Genomic DNA, 19,166 nt, shown 5'->3' on the forward strand with positions numbered 1-19,166 from the left:
GGGCGCGTCGACCCCCGTTCAGGGCAGCGGGGGAGTATCCATCGTCAGCGTCTCGCCGCGGAAGTACGCCGGCTGTGACGCGCGCATCACGAGCATCAGCACCGCGCCGAAGAGCAGGATGCCGAAGCCCAGGTAGAACACCAGCCCGATGCCGCCGATCTCCGCGCCACTGCCGCTGGCTGTCGGATCCATGCTGACGAGCACCGATTTGACGAATACCGACAGCAGCATGATGCCGCCGAGTAGCGGGAACACCAGCTTGTAGATGACGTTGTGCGCGTTGAGGAACAGTTCCTTGCGGAAGAACCAGACGCAGGCGAACGCCGTGATGCCGTAGTACCAGCAGATCATGATGCCAAGGGCGGCAATGGTATCCAGCAGTGTGCGCTCGGACAGCAGCGTCACGATGGTGTAGAACGCGGCGGTGACGACACCCGCGACCACGGTGCTGAACACCGGCGACAGCGTGCGGGGGCTGACGTTGGCGAACCGCTTGGGGAAGGCGCCGTAGGTGCCCATCGCGAGCATGGTGCGGGCGGCCGGCAGCACGGTGGTCTGCAGGCTGGCGATCGACGAGGCGAATACCGCCAGCAGGAGCAGCGGGCCGCCCCAACTGCCGAGTACCGGGTAGGCCAGCGCGCCGAAGACGTTGGCCGCGTTGTCCTTGTTGCCCAGCCCGAGGCCGGTGTCTCCGATCCCGGCGTACATCATCACAGCGACCGCCACCAGGAGGTACGTGAGCAGAATCGACAGGACGCAGAGCAGGCCGGCGCGGCCGGGAACCTTGGTGGGGTCCTTGCATTCCTCACCGAGGGTGAGGCAGGTGTCCCAACCCCAGAACGCGAAGATGGAGCCGATGAGCCCGATCACGAAGGCGCTCATGGTCAATCCGGTGAACGGGTCGAACCAATCGATGTCGAAGCTCAGGTGCCCTTCGGCCCCGCCCGATCGCACGATCGCAACGATCGAGAATGTGACGAGGACGATCATCTGGAAGCCGACCAGGACGTACTGCACCTTCTCGCTGGTCGTGATGCCGCGACACGAGATGTAGGTGGCGATGGCCAGCAGCGCGACGGTGGATCCGATGTTGACCCAGACGTTGTCGGCCGAGAGCGTCGCGAGCTTCTCGTTGTGGAGCACGCTGCCCAGGAATTCATAGCCGAACTGGACGCCGATCGAGGCGAGATTGGACAGCACGATGATGGTGGCGATCACCATGCCCCAGCCGCACATCCAGCCGACGTACGGGCCAAAAGCCTTGGTGGACCAGGTGAACGACGCGCCGCAGTCGGGTGCCCGCGAGTTCAGTTCACGGTACGCGTAGGCGGTCAGGAACATGGGGATGAAGCCGGCGATCAGGATGGCCGGCATCTTCAGCCCGACCGCCGCGACGATCAGGCCGATACTGGCGGTGAGCGTGTAGCCCGGTGCCACGGTCGAGATACCGAGGATGGCCCCGGTGAAGGTGCCGATTCTGCCTGCGGCGAGGCCCTTGGCGACGAGGCCTTCTTCCCGCTCTACGCGAGCGAGGTCGGAATCGGCCAGTTGTTCAGTCATTATCAGCCCCTTCATCTTTCGGAACCACGATCATGGGGACCTGCAGGACGCGCAGCATTTTCGCCGCGGTCGATCCCAGGAAGAGCCGGCGGGGCTGTGCGAGCCGGCTGGACCCGACCATGATCACGTCGCCGTCATGCCAGCCGAGTTTGTTGACGGCGTCTTCGACGCCTGCGCCGGTGGCCACGCGCGAGCTGACCGGAATGCCTTCCGGCAGGAAAGCTTTCGCTTGGTCGAGGGCCTTCTGCGCGTGCTGCTGTGCCAGTTCCAGATCGTCGGCGTCGTCGACGGCGACCAGCGACACCAGGCGCAGCGGCGTCCCGGTGTCCCGGCAGAGCCGCAGCGCGCTGTCCAGGAGCAGCTTGGCCCCGGGCCGGGTGCCGACGGCGCAGGTGACTTCCCGGATCCGGTCGTTGTGCTTCAGCCGGGCGCCGCGGGGTGCGATCACCACGGGAATCGGCGACGCGTGGACCAGGTCGTTGACCACCGAGCCGAGCGACAGCGAGCCGGCGATGCCGCCGCCGGCGCCACCGACCACCAGGGCCTCGGCACCGGCAGCCTCGGCCGCCGCGATCAGGCCAGCGGTGCTGGACTCGTCGAAGCTCAGGTGCGTCGTCACCTTGAGGTCGCTGGGGACCCCGGCCGCGGCTGCGGCGAGCCAGCTTTCGGCTTCGCGCTGCAGGATGCCGCCGGGCGTGGTGGCGAGCGCCGACCGGTCGCTGGGCAGCACCATGCACAGATCGATCTCGGCGCCGAGGGTGCGGGCGATCTGCTCGCCGACGGCGACGGCGTCGTCACCGCCGGGAGTTGCGAGATATGCGACGGCGATTCGTGGATTGCTCACGGGCTAGCCTTCTTCACAGTTGGAGGACGTGTGGCAGGCCTTCGGCGGCGTCGGTGCCACGTCGATCGAGGGATTGCGATCGAAGAAGCCGACGGGCTTGAGCCAGAAGTTGACGGTGTCGACGGGCATGATCGGCCAGTCTTCCGGCCGGGTGATGTGGTGGATGCCGAAGACGTACCACAGCACCACGTCGGTGTTCTCGATCGAGCGGTTCGCCTCGGTCCACATCGGCAGGCCGGTGTCTTCCTTGCTCTGCGTGACGAATTCGCCTGCGGGCCAGCGCTCATCGGGGGAGTTGGGGGTGACCCACACGGTGTGCTCGATGGCCCGGCAGCGTGCCAGGACCGGGGAGTTCGGATCGAACATGGCGGGGAAGGCGCCGCCGGGCACCAGCTTGTAGGCGGGCGCGGTGCCGATGCCGTTGCGGACGTTGTCGTTGACGACCTTCCACGCCCGCTGGGTCTGGAAATTCATGTCCTGCTTGCCCTCGGCCTCGGTGCGCAGCGGGGTGTTGCGCTGGCGCAGCGACAGTCCGTAGGGGTTGTCCGGTCCCATCGGCTCGATCTCGGTCTCGCTGGCGTACACCGTGTTCTCGGTGCCGTCGACGTCGAGATCGAGGCGGGCGACGAGGAAGTGCTGGTGGTACGGCGCGTAGGTGCGGTTGTCGACCAGCGTGCCGTGCGGGTGGGCCTGGCCCTCCGGGAAGTTGCTCACCACCATGATTCCCGTTGCGCGGACCTCACATTCGATGTTGCCGTCCTGGTAGAAGCGCCAGTAGGTGAGGTACTCGTAGTTGGCGACGGTCACGTGGAACGACACCGTGAGCCGGCGCATGCGGCGCACCTCGGCGCCGGCGTGGTGGTCGACGTGCTTCCACAGCACGGCGTTGTCTTCTTCGTGGATGCAGATGGCGTTCTTGATGGTGTACGGCTCGCCCTTGCTGTTGTGCAGCACGGCGTCCAGGTACCGGATCTCACCAAGACAGTCGCAGCCGAGCTCCAGCGAGGTGGTCATGAAGCCGATGCCCCACTCGCCGATGTCGAAAGCCGTTCGGCGGTAATGGTCGGTGCAGTGGTCGCGGTAGGGGACCATCATCTCGGCGAACGACATCCGGTTGGCCACCGACCGCACATTGCCGTTGTCGTTGTAGCTCACCGCGTGCAGCGTCATGCCCTCGCGGTAGTTGAACCCGACGCGCAGCGACCAGTTCTGCCACTTCAGCAGATTTCCCTCGAGCGTGAACGAAACGCCCTCGGGCTGAGTGATGTTCAGCGGCTGCAGCGGCTCCCGGGTGCTGGCCTTGCGGATGCGCTCGGGAATGTGCTGCGGCACATACTCACCCATCATCTCCGGCCGATCGACGGTGAAGGTGTCCTCGATCTCCAGCAGTTCCATGGTGTTCATGTCGATGACACAGTGGAATCCGTTGACGGGGCCGGCGTAGGGGTTGGCGCCCTCGGCGGCCCGTACCCAGGTGTCGGTCCAGCCCAGGCGGCGGTCCTTGTACTTCTCCGGCATCACGACGTCGCCGTAGGTCCAGGTGTCCATGAACACCAGGTTCATGTCGGTGATGCCGCGTTTGGCCAGGGCCGCAATGACTTCCGGGTTCTTGCGCAGAACCTCGTCGGCCTCTTCCCACTCGTCCACGGTGAAGTTCGGCTGCACGCCCGGGATGTGGTCCCACGACAGCACCAACTCGTCCGTCAACGACACGACGCTCTTGTAGGTGCGGTTGTTCGAGGTGTCGAGCAGTGTCGCCAGCGCGCGCCGGTCCGGCGCGGTGCCGGTGGCGTCGAACGCGGCCACCTCGACCTTGGCCGGTTCGATCATCTCGACGGAGGTGTACCGCCAGCCGTCTCCGACGCCGTGCGCGGCCGCGAGAAGCTCGGCGACCTTGGTGAATTCGGCTGCGGTCAGCGGGTCGAGGGGGTGGAAGGTGTCGGGCATCGGTGAAACTCCTGTCGGCAAGGGTCGAGTCGGTGGGGCGAAAAGGGAGGACGGATCAGTCGTGCGAGCTCATGACGTGCTTGATCCGGGTGTAGTCCTCGACGCCGTAGATCGACAGGTCCTTGCCGTAGCCCGACTGCTTGAAGCCGCCGTGGGGCATCTCGGCGGTCAGCATGATGTGGCAGTTGATCCAGACACACCCGAAATCGAGTGCGCGGGTGAACTTCTCGGCCCTGGCGTGATCCTTGGTCCACACGCTGGACGCCAGCGCGAAACGCACGCCGTTGGCGAGTGCGATGGCCTCTTCGTCGGTCGAGAAGGGCTGCACGGTGATGACGGGGGCGAAGGTCTCCTCCTGGACGATCGCGTCGTCCTGGTGGACGCCGCTGATGATCGTCGGCTCGAGGTAGAAGCCCTTGTCGCCGAGGCGCTTTCCGCCGGTGACGACGGTGGCGTGCGGCGGCAGATTGTCCAGCTTCTTGATCACGGTGTTGAAGTGGTTGATGTTGTTCAGCGGTCCGTAGAACGCGTCCGGGTCGTCGGGCAGGCCGGGGCGCAGGTTCTGCGCCGCCGCGGCGAGTGCGGTGACGAACTCGTCGTGGATGGACTCGTGCACGATCACGCGCGTGGCCGCCGTACAGTCCTGGCCGGCGTTGAAACAGCCGCCCTCGGCGATGCCGGCCGCGGCCTTGGCGATGTCGACGTCGGGGAAGACCACCACGGGTGCCTTGCCGCCGAGTTCCAGGTGGCTGCGCTTGAGCTGCTTGGCTGCGGACTCCGCCACGGCGATGCCGGCGCGGACCGAACCGGTGATCGAAACCAGTCCCGGCACAGGGTGTTCCACCAGGGCGGCGCCGGTCTCGGCGGTGCCCAGGATGACGTTGAGCACGCCGTCGGGCAGGATGCCCTTGCTCAGCCGCGCGAGGACCAGGGTGCTCTCGGGGGTGGTGTCGCTGGGCTTGAGGACGACGGTGTTGCCGGTGGCCAGGGCGGGGCCGATCTTCCAGATCGCCATCAGGAACGGGAAGTTCCACGGTGCCACCTGGCCGACGACACCGATCGGTTCGCGGCGGACGTACGACGTGTAGCCCTCCAGGTACTCACCGGCGGACAGGCCGTGCACCATCCGGGCGGCACCGGCGAAGAAGCGGAGCTGGTTCGCGCCGGCGATGGCCTCTTCGGCGTGCACGATGGCCTTGGGCTGGCCGGTGTTGCGGCACTGGGCCTCGACGATCTCGTCGGCATGTGCCTCGATGGCGTCGGCGAGCTTGAGCAGCGCGGCCTGCCGGTCGCCCGGGGTGCTGCGGCCCCAGGTCTGGAAGGCACGTTCGGCGGCCGTGACCGCAGCGTCCACATCGGCGCGGTTCGATACCGGCGAGCGTCCGACGACGGCTTCGTCGACCGGGCTGATCAGGTCGATCGTTTCCGATGATGACGACGCGACGAATTGCCCGTCAATGTAGTTCTGCAGTGTTTCGATCGACATCGCGCCGTCCTCGGGTGAAGTTGGTCAGACAACTGGCTGCACAAGTGTGCGCCAGGACACACACCTGAGCATCGGACATTCTCGGGATTTTCAGTGCGGTTTTTCGACATTCTGTACATTCATGCCGGTGACGGTTCCGGTGCGATGGGTGCTGGACCAGGCCGATCTGCGAATCCGGCTGCGCGGCGGTGCCGGCGGCGTCGGTAGCGAGATCAGTCTGGTCCTGACCACCGAGTTGGCTGACCCGGCCAAATGGCTGTCCGGTGGGGAGCTGGTGCTGACCACCGGCATCGGTCTGCCGGCGGGGTCTGCGGACCGGCGGCACTATCTCCAGCGCCTACACGAAAGTGGTGTCGCCGGCGTGGGATTCGGCATCGGGCTCACCTTCGACGAGGTGCCCGAGGAACTGGTCGCCGCCGCGGAGGAGCTGGGGCTGCCGCTGCTGGAGATTCCGTTGCGGACGCCGTTCGCGGCCGTCGTGCAGCGCGTCAGCTCACGCATCGCGGCACTGCAGTACGACGCGGTGCTGCGGGCGTCCCGGGCGCAGCCACGGATCACCCGGGCCGTCGTCAGTGGCGGCCCGCAAGAGGTTGCGGCCGAACTGGGGCGGGCGCTGCGGGCCAGCGTCGTGGTGCTGGATCCGTCCGGCACGGTGATCGCGTCCCACCCGCGAAATCTCAACGTCACCACCGTCAACCTGGTGCGCGACGCCATCGAGCCCGGGGCCGCGTCGGCCGTCGCGGTGCTGGCCGAAGGCGTCACCGTCGCGCAGCAGTCCATCCGCGTCGGTGGCCGCTCGCACGGGGTGCTCGGCGTGGTCAGTGAAACGGCACTGAGCCCGGTCGATCAGGTGCTGTTGGGCCACGCGAACTCGTTGCTCGCGCTGGATTTCGAGAAACCGGTGCGGTTGAAGGAAGCGCAGCAGCGACTCAACGAACAGTCGCTGGGCCTCATCCTCACCGGCGAGGCCAACCTGGAGCCGGCCTGGGCGCAGCTGTCTCAGGCCGCCGACCACCGGGGCCGCATCAGAGTGCTGGTCGTCCAGGCGGATTCGGACACGGATGCCGACGCGGCCAACCTGCTCAGGAAGGTGAGCGCGGCGATCCACGATCAGCTGGATCAGGCAGGTCAGTCCGCATTCGTCCATGGCGCCGACAAATGGCTGGCGGTGCTGTTGCCGGGAGCGGAGGCCGACGAGATCGCTGCCGCGCTGGTGGCGCGGATCGATGCGTCGCTGCGGCGGACCATCCGCCTGGGGCTCAGCGGAATTCAGCCGCTGACCAAACTGGCCGAGGCCGTCGACAACGCCCGGCTGGCGGCGTCCGTCGCGGAATGCGGCCGGCCTCCGCTCGAATTCTCCGCGCTGGCCGGCAGCGCGCTGCTGGCATTCGGGGAGAGCCGGGACGTGCTGGTTGCGCTCGGGGCGGCGGTGCTGACCCCGGTTCTCGACCACGACGCGGAGTTCGGCACGGGGCTGCTGACCTCGCTGCGCGCTTTCCTGGAAGCCAACGGCCACTGGGAGTCCGCTGCCGCGGCCGTCGGCGTGCACCGACACACCATGCGCAAGCGCATCGAGACCGCCGAGGCGCTGCTCGGAGTCGACCTGGCCGTCGCCCGGGTCCGCGCCGAACTGCTGCTGGCGATCTTGGCGCGGACGCCGGGCGACTGAGGCGACTGATCAGCCCACCGGCACAGGGGAGTGCTGTTCGGTTGCGACCACCGCCGTGCGGCGGGGTCGCAGCGGCCACCAGAACCACCGGCCGAGGAGGGCCGCGACCGACGGCGTCATCAATGACCGAACGATCAAGGTGTCGAACAACAATCCGAGTCCGATGGTCGTACCGGCCTGGCCGATGGAGCTCAGATCGCTGGCCGCCATCGACATCATGGTGAAGGCGAACACCAAACCGGCTGTGGTGACGACACTGCCGGTCTCGCCCATCGAGCGGATGATGCCGGTTTTCAGTCCCGCGCCGATTTCCTCCTGGAACCGGGAGACCAGCAGCAGGTTGTAGTCGGAGCCCACCGCCAGCAGGATGATCAGCCCGAAAACCGGTGCGATCCAGTTCAACTCGAGGCCAAGCAGGTTCTGCCACACCAGCACCGAGAGCCCGAACGCCGCACCCAGCGACAGCAGCACGGTGCCGACGATCACCAGCGATGCGACCAGCGCCCGCGTGATCAGCAACATGACGACGAAGATCAGGGTCAGCGCGGCGGTGCCGACGATCAGCAGGTCGTATTGCGAGCCGGACTGGATGTCGCGATAGATCGCGGCGGTGCCGGCGAGGTAGAACTTGGCGTCGGTGAGGGCCGATCCCTTCACCGATTGATGCGCGGTCTCGAGTGTCGGCAGGACCGCGGCGATACCGTCCGGGGTGGCCGGGTCCTCGGCGTGCGTGATGATGAAGCGCGCGGCCTTGCCGTCAGGGGACAGGAACAGCTTGAGACCGCGCTGAAAGTCCGCATTGGCAAAGGCTTCTGGGGGCAGATAGAAGTAGTCGCCGCTACGGGATGCGTCGAAGGCCTGGCCCATGGCGCCTGCGGTATCGGTCATGGCGGACATCTGGGTGATCAGCCCGGAGAAGCTGCTGTGCAGGGTGAGCAGCGTGCCGCGCATGGACTCGACCGTCGCGATCATGGGCGGGAACTGCGCCTTCATCTGGGGAAGCAGCGCCACGGTGCTGTCCATGTCGGTGCCCATTGCGGCCATGTCCGAACTGAAGGTGTCGACGTTGTCGATGGCGTCGAAGACGGATCTTGTTGCCGCGCAGACCGGAATGTCGGTGCAGTGCTGCTCCCAGTAGAAGTAGTTGCGCAGCGGCCGGGCGAAGTCATCGAAGTCCGCCAGATGATCGCGCAGTTCGCCCATGGTGGTGTGCATCTGGTGTACGTCCGTCGCCAGGTGCTGCGTGGCGCCACTCATCTGGTCCACCAGCGCCTGCAACCGCTTCATCGGTCCGATCAGGCCACCGAGGTCGTCACTCATCTTCAGGATGTCACCCATCCGGTCCTTCATGATCTGGAGGTTCTGCTGGATCGGAATGGACTGGGCGCTGACCTGGAAGGGGATGGAGGTGTGTTCGGTCGGCCCGCCGAACGGCCGAGTGATGCTCTGCACCATCGCGATTCCGGGCAACTTGAAGATGTCCTTGGCCAGCTTGTCCAGGATGATCATGTCGGCGCTGTTGCGCATGTCGTAATCGGTCTCGACCATCAGGATGTCGGGGTTCATCGTGGCAGCGCTGAAGTGACGCTCGGCGGCGTCGTATCCGACGTTCGACGGCAGGTCGCGTGGGATGTAGAAGCGGTCGTCGAAGCTCAGTTTCATGGTGGGCATGAACATGATTCCGACGAGGGCGACGAGGAGGGACGCCACGAAGATCGGCGCCGGCCACCGGACCGTTGCGGTGCCGATGCGCCGCCAGCCCGTGGTCTTGGTCTTCCGCTTCGGCTCGAGCAGGCCGCGGCGGGTGGCGACCGCCACCACGGCCGGCGCGGCGGTCAATGCGCCCGCGACGACCACGACGAGCCCCAGCGCGGACGGGATACCCAGCGCCTTGAAGTACGACAGGCGTGCCAGGTGCAGGCACAGCGTCGCGCCCGCGATGGTCAGGCCGGAGCCCAGGATGATGTGGGCGGTGCCGCGAAACATGGTGTAGTAGGCCGCTTCCGGGGCCTGTCCGGCCTGGCGGGCCTCGTGGTAGCGGCCCACCAGGAATATCGCGTAGTCGGTTCCCGCGGCGATGGCCAGCGAGGACAGCATGGCAACCACGAACGTCGAGAAGCTCAGCAGGCCGTGATCGCCGAGTAGCGCGACCAGGCCCCTGGCGGTGCCCATCTCGAACCCGACCATCACCAGGACCAGCGCGACAGTGCTCGCGGAGCGATAGGCCACGGCCAGCATGATGATGATGACGACACCCGTCACACCCATCATCGTGAGCATGCTCTTGTCGGCGGCCTCGTTCATGTCGGTGGTCAGCGGCGCCGGCCCGGTGACGTAGACCTTCAGGCCCGGGGGAGGCGTCTGCCGCTCGACGATTTCCCGCACGCGGTCGACCGATTCATTACCCAGCGTGCTGCCCTGGTCGCCGGCGAGATTCAGCTGGACGTAGGCCGCCTTGCCGTCGCGGCTCTGCACGCCCGCCGAGGTCAGCGGGTCGCCCCAGACGTCCTGGACGTGCTGCACGTGCTCGGGGTCGGCCCGCAGCGCCCGCACCAGGCCGTCGTAATAGCGGTGTGCCTCGTCGCCGAGTTTCTCGTCGCCTTCGAGGACGACCATCGCGATGCTGTCGGAATCCGACTCACGGTACGTCGCACCGATCTTCTTGGCGGCGATCAACGCCGGGGCGTCCTGCGGCGACATCGTGACCGCGTGCTCTCGGGCCACCGATTCGATCTGCGGCACAAGCACATTCAGGGCCACTGTCAGCAGCAGCCACCCGACGATGATCGGCCAGGCGAACCGCCGGATGAACCGCATGTACACCGGGCGGGTGTCGTAGGTCTTGCCGCTCATGCGTTCTTGACCAGACATGAGGTCTGGGCATCACGTCCGGTGGCGGACTGCTCCTGGCGGGCCTCGCCGTCCACGGTGATGCGGCAGCCGAGCCGGTTGCTGTCGCCTTGCGCCACCACGCTCGCGATCGTGGCCGGCGCGGTCGTGCTGATCTCGACGGTCCACGGCAGGCTGCGGAAACTCGCCTGCACCGGCTGGGCGTTCTGGTCGAGGTAGTTGACGCTGCCCGCGGTACCGGTGGGGCCGAAAACCTCATAGACGACGCGCTTGACGTGTGTGGGTGCAAGTGGCTGGGCACTGCTGCCGGTTGCGGTGAAGATCGGTTCGGAGCCGAACGCGCCACGCAGCTGCGTGACGGCCACCGCGCCCAGCGCGACAGCCGCCGCGGTCACGGCGGGCACCCAGATTCTCGCCAGGACTGCCGGCATCGTTGTCTCCCTTCGCCGATGGGCCGGTTGTCGCCGGCCCGGAGCAGCCGATAGACCACGGCTGCGACTGATCTTGTACATACCCAGTGGGGTATTGCGTCGAGGCCGAACGTACCATACCCCCTAGGGTATAAACGATGTCGTGAGATGTGTGACAAGATCACTGGCACATACCCCAGGGGGCATGCTATGAAGGAAGGGTACGAGCCGCGGCGGAGAGTCTGATCGGATCGAATCGCCAAGGAGCGCAACAGCTCACCGGCTCGATCGCCCGTGCGGCCACTGAAGGGAGTGAATCATGTGCCAGGCCAAGCGATGTTCGCAATGCGGCAAGACCACCTGGTCGGGCTGCGGGATGCACGTCGACGCCGTCAAGGCCACGGTACCCGCCGGCCAGTGGTGCGACGGGCACCCCAAATCCGATCGACCGTCCCGCATGAAGTTCTGGAGGTAGGAACGTGAAAGACAAGAAGCTCGTCATCCTCGGCGCCGGCATCGGAGGGTTGTCGGTCGTCAAGGAGCTTGCCGAATCCGGTGTGGCCCTTGACGATCTCGACCTGACCATCGTCGACGAGGACTTCTCGCACTTCCTCGGCTTCACCCTGCCCTGGGTGCTGCGCGGTTGGCGTGCGGAGGGCAGCGTGCCCATCGAGCCCACCGTCTCCGCGCTGCGCGGCGTCAACACCGTCACCGGGACGGTCGCCGACATCGACCATTCGGCGCGCGTCGTGACGCTGGCCGACGGTGACGAGATCGCCTTCGACGCGCTGATCATCGCCACCGGTGCCCGCAACGTCATCGACAAGGTGCCGGGCCTGCGTGAGGCCGTCGACGCCGGGTCCGCCGTGCACTACTACAGCGCCGAGGCCGCCGCTGCCGCGCACGCCGCGTTGCAGCAGTTCTCGGGTGGCAAGCTCGTCTTCCTGGTCACCTCGTTGCCGTACCGCTGTCCCGTCGCGCCCTACGAGGGTGCCCTTCTGGCTGCGGACCTGTTGCGGGACAACGGCCACCGGGACGCCACCGACATTGCGGTCTACACCCCGGAAAAGCAGCCCATGCCGTCGGCGGGCCCGTACGCCGGGCTGGAACTGGTGGAGATGCTGGGCGCCAATGACATTGGATTCCACGGCGAGCATGCCGTCGCGCGCATCGACGCCGAGCGCAAGGTGGTCCACTTCGCCGACGGTGCCGCCGCCGAGTTCGACCTCCTGGTGTTCGTCCCGCCACACGAGCCGGCCGTGACGATCGACGGCGCGGGCTGGATCGCCGTCGATACCGAGATGGCCACCGGGTACCCGGGCATCTTCGCCATCGGTGACGCGGCCGCCGTGACCGCGGAGTCCGGGCGGCCGCTGCCCAAGGCGGCGATCTTCGCCAAGAACGGGGCGAGGGCCGCGGCCCGCAACGCACTGCGCTATCTCGGGCGGGTCGGCGACGGCGCGGCGATGTCGGGCGAGGGCTACTGCTACATCGACGTCGGTGGCCATGTCTCGGCTCAGGGCAAGGGCAACTTCTTTGCGACGCCGCACCCGACGATCCATCTGACCGAGCCGTCCGAACTGCTCCACCACGACAAGCAGACCGAAGAGAACGAGTGGCGGGCGCTGTGGGAGCGCGCCGCCGTCCCGGCCGGGCGCTGATACCCTGAGGGGTATAGCGGCTCAGGCTGCGAACCAACGAAAGGCAGGTGCGACATGGTCGGCGATGAAGAGGCCATGGCCGCCGTTCTGGCCCGGCTGCGCCGCGCGCAGGGTCAGCTCGCCGGCGTCATCTCGATGATCGAGCAGGGCCGGGAGTGCAAGGACATCGTCACGCAGCTTGCGGCGGTGTCGAAGGCGCTCGACCGGGCGGGATTCAAGATCGTCGCCACCGGGCTGCGCGAGTGCCTGGCCGGTAACGCCGAGGAGGGCCGTGAGCCGATGACCGAGGCCGAGTTGGAGAAGCTCTTCCTGTCGCTGGCGTGAGGCGGCTCAGTGGGCCGGCCGCTTGATGATCGTGAGCGACTGGTCGATCTTCTTGAACTTGGTGAAAGTGTCTGCGGGAACGCCGAACACCACGCTGAGAACATCTGGCGGCAGCTTGCTGATGGATGCGCCGATGCCGATGTCGTCTTCGCCCTCCTGCGTGCTGGCGTTGAACACGATCAGCAGGCTCAGATTCTCGGTGCCCTTGTTCTCGAAGTAGTGCAGTGAGCCCTGCGGCGCGAACACCACGTCGCCGACGTTGGCCTCGAACTGCTCGGCGTGCCCCAGCGGGTCGAGCAGGGTCCAGGTCGCCACGCCGGCCGTGATGACATTGATCTCCCAGGCGCTGGGGTGCCAATGCGGTTCGCGGATGCCGCCGGGTTCCAGGGTGACCATCACGACGCTGGCTTCCTGCCCGGTCAGGATCGGCCAATTGCCCTCGTAGGCCTGGCGCAGCGTGCCGCCCTCGAACTGGGTGGGCGCCAGGGCGCCGAGGTGGAACATGTGCGGCTGCGCGGTGTTCAGTTCGGCCGGGATGCGTGGGTTGCCGAACCGGGCGGCGTTGTCGGTCATGGTCGCGTCCTGAGTGTCGTTGCGGGACAACGGGGATGAGAACGCGCGGTCGGCGCTTGCGCCGGCTATCGCCGCAACCCCGACTGCGCCCGCGCCGCCGAGCATCGTCCGTCGATTGATCATCATGCGGACAGGTTCGTCGTCGCCCCGCTCGTTGTCGTCAGCGCTGGCACCCAACTGCGTCTTCCGGCTGGCTGCAATACGGAATGGGTGCCTGCAGTAGCGACTTTTGCCTGGTCAGAGCCGACGATTGAGTCAGTCCGAAAGCGGACGAGCCCTTCGACAGAAAGCGCCGATCATGAAGAACCCCATCAAGTTCATCGCCCCCGCAATGGCCGCGGCCGGCATCGCCGGCGCCCTCCTGCTGGCGCCGATCGCCAGCGCCGACACTGATCCGCTGATCCCCAACGGAACCGATCCGCATTCGTCTTACGTGTTGGGCGAGCACTTCTCCAACCACGACGAGGCCAACCAGAGCTCGGGCTACCTGGATACGTCGTTCTGATCCCGCCCAGTCGGCACGGCTCCGTCCGCCACCCACTGCGGGTGGCGGACGGAGCCGTTTCTGGTCGGGTGGGTCAGAAGCGCCGGACGAAATCCAGTGCGGTGGCGGCGACGTCGCGCCACCCGTTGTCGATGACCAGCGAGTGGCCGCGCCCCGGGATTTCGACGATCTCGGTGACGTTCGGGTTCTTCTGCTGCCGCTTGTAGGACGCGTTGGCGATGGCCCACGGCACGGTGTGGTCCTTCTCGCCCGAGATGATCAGCAGCGGACCACGTTCCGGGTTCTTGGTGTCGACCTTGGCCTCGGTGCCGGGGTGGAAGTTGGCGGTGGCGGCCTGGAACAGGGGCAGGCCCGGGCCGGCGACCGAGTAGTTCTCGTAGAGGCTGTTCGACTCTTCCTCGGAGACCGCGTTGCCGAACCCGAACCGGAACTGCTTGGGGGTCAAGCCGACCGCGCGGCCGCGGTTGAGCGGGTTGCCGAGCACGGGGAAAGCCGAGCGCAGCGCCGCGAGCGGCAACGGCAGCACCCCGCGGAACGGCGCGGGGTCGATCGCGACCGCCACCTTGGCGAGGCCGAGGCCCGCCAGTTTCTGGGTGATCAATCCGCCGAACGAATGGCCGATGATGATGGGCTCGCGATCGAGGGCGCGGATGACGTCGGCGTAGTGCTGCGTGATGTCGCCGACGCCCTTGTGTGCGAAGACCGACGGATCGCGACGGGCGTCGGCCACGGTCGCCGGGTCGTCCGGCCAACCGGGGGCGAGGGTCACGAAGCCCTGCTCCTCGAACAACGTCCGCCAGTTGTCCCAGCTGTTCGGCAGCAGCCACAAGCCGTGGACGAACACGACGGGCTGCCGTCCTGAGCGGTTGGCGCGGTCGATGTCGGCCTGTTCGGTCGGGGTGATGGTCATGGCGTCTCCTTGAAGTAGAAAGAACGGTCGTTCTGCTCGGTGTAACCGTCGACGGCCGGGATGTGTTCCCGAATTCAGAAAGAACGTTCTAGCTCGCGAGTATGCTGGGGTTATGGATACCGCGGAACCGGCTCTGCGCCCACGTGAGCGGCTGCTCCGGGTCGCGGCGGAGCTGTTCTACCGCGAAGGCATCCACGCCGTCGGCGTCGACCGGATACTCGCCGAAGCGGGCGTCACGCGCGCCACGATGTACCGCCACTTCGCAGGCAAGGAAGGCCTCGTCGAGGCGTACCTCGGCCTCGAGGACGAGACCATTCGCGGCTACTTCCGCGACGCCGCGGCCACCGCCGGCCCGGATACCGACATGCTGGAGCTGGTGATCGACGGCATCGCCGAAGACATCGCGAGGTACCACACCCGCGGTTGTCCGTTCATCAACGCCGCCGCCGAGTACCCCGCGCCGGACAGCCCGGTACGGCAACTCATCGCCCGGCACCGCAACTGGTTTCGCGGTGCGCTGCAGGACGCGGCCGGCGGCCGTGCCAACCCTGAGCAGATCGCGGCATCGCTCGTGCTGCTGCGGGACGCCGCGCTGGTCGGCGGATACCTCGACGGAATCGACTCGACCAAGACCGCCTTCGTCAGGGCCGCCCGGCAGGCCGCCGGTATCTCTGCGTGATGCCCGGCCTGTTGCCCACCTAATACCCATTCCCAACCCGTAAGCTCGATTATGTGCAGCGACGGATCATGGGAATCGAGACCGAGTTTGGCGTGACCTGCACTTTTCATGGTCATCGCCGGCTCAGCCCTGACGAGGTAGCGCGGTATCTGTTCCGGCGAGTGGTGTCGTGGGGCCGCAGTTCCAACGTGTTCTTGCGAAACGGTGCGCGGCTGTACCTCGATGTGGGCAGCCACCCCGAGTACGCGACCGCCGAATGCGACAACCTCGCGCAGCTCGTCACGCACGACCGCGCCGGCGAGCGCGTGCTCGAAGACCTGCTGGTCGACGCCGAGCAGCGGCTCGCCGACGAGGGCATCGGCGGCGACATCTACCTGTTCAAGAACAACACCGACTCGGCGGGCAACTCCTACGGCTGCCACGAGAACTACTTGATCGTGCGGGCCGGCGAGTTCTCCCGGATTTCGGACGTGCTGTTGCCGTTCCTGGTCACCCGCCAGTTGATCTGCGGCGCGGGCAAGGTGCTGCAGACCCCGAAGGCCGCGACGTTCTGTCTGAGCCAGCGCGCCGAGCACATCTGGGAGGGTGTCTCCAGCGCGACCACGAGATCACGCCCCATCATCAACACCCGCGACGAGCCGCACGCCGACGCCGAGAAGTACCGCCGGCTGCACGTCATCGTCGGCGACTCCAACATGTGCGAGTCCACCACCATGCTCAAGGTGGGCAGCGCCTCGCTGGTGCTGGAGATGATCGAGGCGGGCGTGCCGTTCCGGGACTTCTCGCTGGACAACCCGATTCGGGCCATCCGCGAGGTCAGCCACGACCTGACCGGCCGGCGTGCCGTGCGGCTGGCCGGCGGGCGGCAGGCCTCGGCCCTGGACATCCAGCGTGAATACCACTCGCGTGCCGTCGATTACCTGCAGACCCGCGAGCCGAACGTGCAGCTCGAGCAGGTCGTCGACCTGTGGGGCCGCCAGCTCGACGCCGTCGAGAGCCAGGACTTCGCGAAGGTCGACACCGAGATCGACTGGGTGATCAAGCGGAAGTTGTTCCAGCGGTACCAGGATCGCTACAGCATGGAGCTGTCCGACCCCAAGATCGCGCAGCTGGACCTGGCCTACCACGACATCAAGCGCGGACGCGGCGTGTTCGATCTGTTGCAGCGCAAGGGATTGGCCGCCCGCATCACCACCGACGAGGAGATCGACGCGGCGGTCAACACCCCGCCGCAAACCACCCGGGCCAAGCTGCGCGGCGAATTCATCACCGCCGCACAGGAAGCCGGGCGCGACTTCACCGTCGACTGGGTGCACCTGAAGCTCAACGACCAGGCGCAGCGCACGGTGCTCTGCAAGGACCCGTTCCGGTCGGTCGACGAGCGGGTGAACCGGCTGATCGCCAGCATGTGACGGGCGCGTCCCGCACAGCGGGCGCGCCGGTAACGGGACGGCGCACAGCAACCACTTAGTCTGTTGGACGTGGCGACGTCCAAGGTTGAGCGGTTGATGAACCTCGTCATTGCGCTCCTGTCCACCCGTAGCTATCTGTCCGCGGAGCAGATCCGGGCCAACGTCACCGGCTACCAGGACCCGCCGACCGATGAGGCGTTCTCCCGGATGTTCGAGCGCGACAAGAACGAGCTGCGCGACCTCGGCATCCCGCTGGAGACCGGGCGCGCCTCGATGATGGACGTCAACGACGGCTACCGCATCAACCGCACCGCCTACGAGCTGCCGCCCGTCGAGCTGACGGGCGACGAACGGGCCGTCGTCGCGATCGCCACCCAGCTGTGGGAATCGCAGGAGATGGTCACCGCCACGCAGAGCGCGCTGCTCAAGCTGCGTGCGGCCGGCGTGGACGTCGACGCGCCCGACGCCGGCGTCGCGATCACCACCGGAACCACGCAGGGGCTGCGCGGTTCCGAGGAGGCCCTGGGAATTCTGTTGTCCGCCATCGACTCCGGCCGTGCCGTGCAGTTCGCGCACCGCCCCAACCGGAGCTCGCCCTACGTCGACCGCACCCTCGAGCCGTGGGGCGTGGTCACCTACCGCGGCCGGTGGTACGTCGTCGGCCACGACCGCGACCGCAACGACGCGCGCACCTTCCGGGTGTCGCGCATCGCCGGCGAGGTGCGCGCCGTCGGACCCGACCACGCCGTCACGCGGCCCGAGGGCGTCAACCTGCGGGACATCGTGCACCGCGCGGTCGCCGAGTGGCCGGCCGGCGAGCAGGCTCGCATCTGGGTCGCCGAGGGGCGGGCGACGGCGTTGCGCCGACAGGCCGTCAGCACGTCACCCAGTACACGCGGCGGGCGCAGCGGCGACGAGATCGTCATCGACATCGGCATGGTCGACCGGCTGGCCCGGGAGGTCGCCGGCTACGGCGCCGATGCCGTGGCCTTGGAGCCGAAATCTTTGCGGGACAACGTGATCGGTCGGTTGCGTGCGCAGGCGGGGGAGAGCCTTCACAAGTGAGCAACGTATCCACCCGCCTCGTGCGGCTGCTGAACATGGTCCCGTATTTCCAGGCCAATCCGCGGGTCAGCCACACCAAGGCCGCCGCTGATCTCGGCGTGACGCGCAAGCAGCTGGAAGCCGACCTCTGGCAGCTGTTCGTCTGCGGACTGCCCGGTGGGGGTCCCGGGGAACTGATCGACCTCGACTTCGAGGGCGACACCATCGAGGTGATCTTCTCGGCGGGGATGGACCGGGCACTGCGACTCACCTCGCCGGAGGCCACCGGTGTGCTGATGGCGCTGCGCGCGCTGGTCGACGTACCCGGTGTGGTGGATCCCGACGTGGCGCGCAGCGTGATCGCCAAGATCGAGGCCGCTGCCGGGACCGCCGGCGCGACGGCCGCGGCGGTACCGGCCCCGGATGTCACCGGCGACGTCGAGAACAAGGCGACGGCGACGGTGCGGGCCGCGGTCCGCGACAAGCGCGCGTTGTCCCTCGAGTACTACTCCGCGTCGCATGACACCGTCTCGCAGCGCATCGTCGACCCGATCCGGGTGGCCCTGATCGGTGACCACAGCTACCTCGAGGCGTGGTGCCGCACCGCCGAGGGGGTGCGGCTGTTCCGCTTCGACCGCGTCGTCGACGCCACCGCGCTGGACGAACCCGCCGCACCGCCGGCGCCCGCGGTGCAGGCCGGCCCGGACACGTCGCTGTTCTCCGCGGAGACCGCGGATCCGACACTCCCGGTGGCGACGCTGCTGATCGACGAGTCCGCGGCGTGGATGTTCGACTACTACCCGCTGGCGGTGCAGCGCGAGATTCCCGACGGCAGCTGGGAAGCCACCATGAGTTACGCGTCGACAGACTGGATGGCCCGGTTCGTCCTCGGTTTCGGTTCGGCGGTCCGGGTCCTGGACCCGCCGGCACTCGCCGACCGGGTGCGGGAGTCCGCGGTAGCGGCGCTGGCGGCATATGAACCCGGCCTTGGCGAGTAGACTCGGCCTCAACTTCTGGAGGTGACCCAAATTGGGCGGTTTGCAACCGTGGCACTGGTTGATCGTCATCGCGGTGTTCGTGCTGCTCTTCGGTGCGAAGAAACTGCCGGACGCCGCGCGTTCGCTTGGTAAGTCGATGCGCATCTTCAAGTCCGAATTGAAGGAAATGCAGTCGGACGGCACGACGGAGCAGCAGCCTGCGCCGCGTCCGATCACTGCTGAGCGCGTCGAGAACCCGGCACCTGCACCGCAGGCCGCGCCGGACGCCGCGGACAAGCACCCGGCCTGACCTTT

At 67.2% G+C, this 19,166-nt stretch carries 18 protein-coding genes; 10 read left to right on the forward strand and 8 right to left on the reverse strand.

Annotated features, from left to right (window positions below; genetic code table 11):
* Positions 1 to 18: 18 nt before the first annotated feature.
* The 4 genes from H289_RS0110295 to H289_RS0110310 are packed head-to-tail and all read right to left on the reverse strand — an operon-like array spanning position 19 to position 5,837.
* Positions 19 to 1,560, reverse strand: coding sequence for an APC family permease (locus H289_RS0110295; protein WP_020100704.1), 1,542 nt, complete (start codon positions 1,558 to 1,560; stop codon positions 19 to 21).
* A complete protein-coding gene (locus tag H289_RS0110300; RefSeq protein WP_020100705.1) occupies positions 1,553 to 2,404 on the reverse strand; it encodes a universal stress protein in 852 nt (283 codons plus the stop codon). The genes H289_RS0110295 and H289_RS0110300 overlap by 8 nt, the downstream gene beginning before the upstream one ends.
* 3 nt (positions 2,405 to 2,407) lie before the next feature.
* A complete protein-coding gene (locus tag H289_RS0110305) occupies positions 2,408 to 4,351 on the reverse strand; it encodes a primary-amine oxidase (protein WP_020100706.1) in 1,944 nt (647 codons plus the stop codon).
* 55 nt (positions 4,352 to 4,406) lie between these two features.
* Positions 4,407 to 5,837 carry a gamma-aminobutyraldehyde dehydrogenase gene (locus H289_RS0110310; protein WP_020100707.1) on the reverse strand — a complete coding sequence of 477 codons (1,431 nt, stop codon included), beginning with the start codon at positions 5,835 to 5,837 and terminating at the stop codon, positions 4,407 to 4,409.
* A 139-nt stretch (positions 5,838 to 5,976) separates the two neighbouring features.
* On the opposite strand from H289_RS0110310, the gene H289_RS0110315 reads away from it, so the two are divergent.
* Positions 5,977 to 7,506, forward strand: a complete 1,530-nt coding sequence (locus tag H289_RS0110315; protein ID WP_029105055.1) for a PucR family transcriptional regulator — start codon at positions 5,977 to 5,979, stop codon at positions 7,504 to 7,506.
* Between the two features lie 9 nt (positions 7,507 to 7,515).
* Here H289_RS0110315 and H289_RS0110320 read toward each other — a convergent pair whose 3' ends face one another.
* Together H289_RS0110320 and H289_RS0110325 are read right to left on the reverse strand one after the other, a co-directional pair.
* Positions 7,516 to 10,377: an MMPL/RND family transporter gene (locus H289_RS0110320; protein WP_155944100.1), complete on the reverse strand. Its 2,862-nt coding sequence runs from the start codon at positions 10,375 to 10,377 to the stop codon at positions 7,516 to 7,518.
* A complete protein-coding gene (locus tag H289_RS0110325; RefSeq protein ID WP_020100710.1) occupies positions 10,356 to 10,787 on the reverse strand; it encodes an MmpS family transport accessory protein in 432 nt (143 codons plus the stop codon). The genes H289_RS0110320 and H289_RS0110325 overlap by 22 nt, the downstream gene beginning before the upstream one ends.
* Positions 10,788 to 11,085: 298 nt before the next feature.
* Here H289_RS0110325 and H289_RS34065 point away from each other — a divergent pair, with 298 nt between their 5' ends.
* Genes H289_RS34065 through H289_RS0110335 form a run of 3 tightly spaced genes read left to right on the forward strand, consistent with a single transcriptional unit; the run spans position 11,086 to position 12,751 of the window.
* Complete coding sequence (locus tag H289_RS34065; protein ID WP_090562312.1) at positions 11,086 to 11,241, forward strand: DUF8730 family Cys-rich protein; 156 nt, start codon at positions 11,086 to 11,088, stop codon at positions 11,239 to 11,241.
* A 4-nt stretch (positions 11,242 to 11,245) separates the two neighbouring features.
* Entirely contained in the window at positions 11,246 to 12,427 is a 1,182-nt protein-coding gene (locus H289_RS0110330) for an NAD(P)/FAD-dependent oxidoreductase (RefSeq protein WP_020100711.1), read from the forward strand.
* A gap of 54 nt (positions 12,428 to 12,481) precedes the next feature.
* Positions 12,482 to 12,751: a metal-sensitive transcriptional regulator gene (locus tag H289_RS0110335; protein ID WP_020100712.1), complete on the forward strand. Its 270-nt coding sequence runs from the start codon at positions 12,482 to 12,484 to the stop codon at positions 12,749 to 12,751.
* 6 nt (positions 12,752 to 12,757) lie between these two features.
* Here the strand turns inward: H289_RS0110335 and H289_RS0110340 are convergent, their stop codons facing one another.
* Complete coding sequence (locus H289_RS0110340) at positions 12,758 to 13,450, reverse strand: cupin domain-containing protein (RefSeq protein WP_036420445.1); 693 nt, start codon at positions 13,448 to 13,450, stop codon at positions 12,758 to 12,760.
* 172 nt (positions 13,451 to 13,622) lie between these two features.
* On the opposite strand from H289_RS0110340, the gene H289_RS0110345 reads away from it, so the two are divergent.
* The gene (locus H289_RS0110345) at positions 13,623 to 13,829 is read left to right on the forward strand and encodes a hypothetical protein (RefSeq protein ID WP_020100714.1); all 207 of its coding nucleotides are present in this window, start codon (positions 13,623 to 13,625) and stop codon (positions 13,827 to 13,829) included.
* A 73-nt stretch (positions 13,830 to 13,902) separates the two neighbouring features.
* Here H289_RS0110345 and H289_RS0110350 read toward each other — a convergent pair whose 3' ends face one another.
* A complete protein-coding gene (locus H289_RS0110350) occupies positions 13,903 to 14,739 on the reverse strand; it encodes an alpha/beta hydrolase (RefSeq protein ID WP_020100715.1) in 837 nt (278 codons plus the stop codon).
* A 112-nt stretch (positions 14,740 to 14,851) separates the two neighbouring features.
* Here H289_RS0110350 and H289_RS0110355 point away from each other — a divergent pair, with 112 nt between their 5' ends.
* From H289_RS0110355 to tatA, 5 genes are all read left to right on the forward strand, one after another.
* Complete coding sequence (locus H289_RS0110355; RefSeq protein WP_020100716.1) at positions 14,852 to 15,418, forward strand: TetR/AcrR family transcriptional regulator; 567 nt, start codon at positions 14,852 to 14,854, stop codon at positions 15,416 to 15,418.
* A gap of 53 nt (positions 15,419 to 15,471) precedes the next feature.
* A complete protein-coding gene (gene pafA, locus H289_RS0110360; RefSeq protein ID WP_029105057.1) occupies positions 15,472 to 16,830 on the forward strand; it encodes a Pup--protein ligase in 1,359 nt (452 codons plus the stop codon).
* Between the two features lie 69 nt (positions 16,831 to 16,899).
* Positions 16,900 to 17,895, forward strand: a complete 996-nt coding sequence (locus tag H289_RS0110365; RefSeq protein ID WP_020100718.1) for a helix-turn-helix transcriptional regulator — start codon at positions 16,900 to 16,902, stop codon at positions 17,893 to 17,895.
* Entirely contained in the window at positions 17,892 to 18,872 is a 981-nt protein-coding gene (locus H289_RS0110370) for a helix-turn-helix transcriptional regulator (protein ID WP_020100719.1), read from the forward strand. The genes H289_RS0110365 and H289_RS0110370 overlap by 4 nt, the downstream gene beginning before the upstream one ends.
* Positions 18,873 to 18,903: 31 nt before the next feature.
* Entirely contained in the window at positions 18,904 to 19,161 is a 258-nt protein-coding gene (gene tatA, locus H289_RS0110375) for a Sec-independent protein translocase subunit TatA (protein WP_020100720.1), read from the forward strand.
* The last annotated feature ends 5 nt before the right edge of the window (positions 19,162 to 19,166 follow it).

The organism is Mycobacterium sp. 360MFTsu5.1, from assembly GCF_000383495.1.
Taxonomy (GTDB): domain Bacteria; phylum Actinomycetota; class Actinomycetes; order Mycobacteriales; family Mycobacteriaceae; genus Mycobacterium; species Mycobacterium mucogenicum_B.

Excerpts from the sequence above, each read along its gene's own strand:
- H289_RS0110295 (WP_020100704.1), bottom strand. The coding sequence starts at position 1,560 with ATGACTGAACAACTGGCCGATTCCGACCTCGCTCGCGTAGAGCGGGAA.
- H289_RS0110305 (WP_020100706.1), bottom strand. The coding sequence starts at position 4,351 with ATGCCCGACACCTTCCACCCCCTCGACCCGCTGACCGCAGCCGAATTC.
- H289_RS0110310 (WP_020100707.1), bottom strand. The coding sequence starts at position 5,837 with ATGTCGATCGAAACACTGCAGAACTACATTGACGGGCAATTCGTCGCG.
- H289_RS0110320 (WP_155944100.1), bottom strand. The coding sequence starts at position 10,377 with ATGTCTGGTCAAGAACGCATGAGCGGCAAGACCTACGACACCCGCCCG.
- H289_RS0110325 (WP_020100710.1), bottom strand. The coding sequence starts at position 10,787 with ATGCCGGCAGTCCTGGCGAGAATCTGGGTGCCCGCCGTGACCGCGGCG.
- H289_RS34065 (WP_090562312.1), top strand. The coding sequence starts at position 11,086 with ATGTGCCAGGCCAAGCGATGTTCGCAATGCGGCAAGACCACCTGGTCG.
- H289_RS0110335 (WP_020100712.1), top strand. The coding sequence starts at position 12,482 with ATGGTCGGCGATGAAGAGGCCATGGCCGCCGTTCTGGCCCGGCTGCGC.
- H289_RS0110340 (WP_036420445.1), bottom strand. The coding sequence starts at position 13,450 with ATGATGATCAATCGACGGACGATGCTCGGCGGCGCGGGCGCAGTCGGG.
- H289_RS0110345 (WP_020100714.1), top strand. The coding sequence starts at position 13,623 with ATGAAGAACCCCATCAAGTTCATCGCCCCCGCAATGGCCGCGGCCGGC.
- H289_RS0110350 (WP_020100715.1), bottom strand. The coding sequence starts at position 14,739 with ATGACCATCACCCCGACCGAACAGGCCGACATCGACCGCGCCAACCGC.
- H289_RS0110355 (WP_020100716.1), top strand. The coding sequence starts at position 14,852 with ATGGATACCGCGGAACCGGCTCTGCGCCCACGTGAGCGGCTGCTCCGG.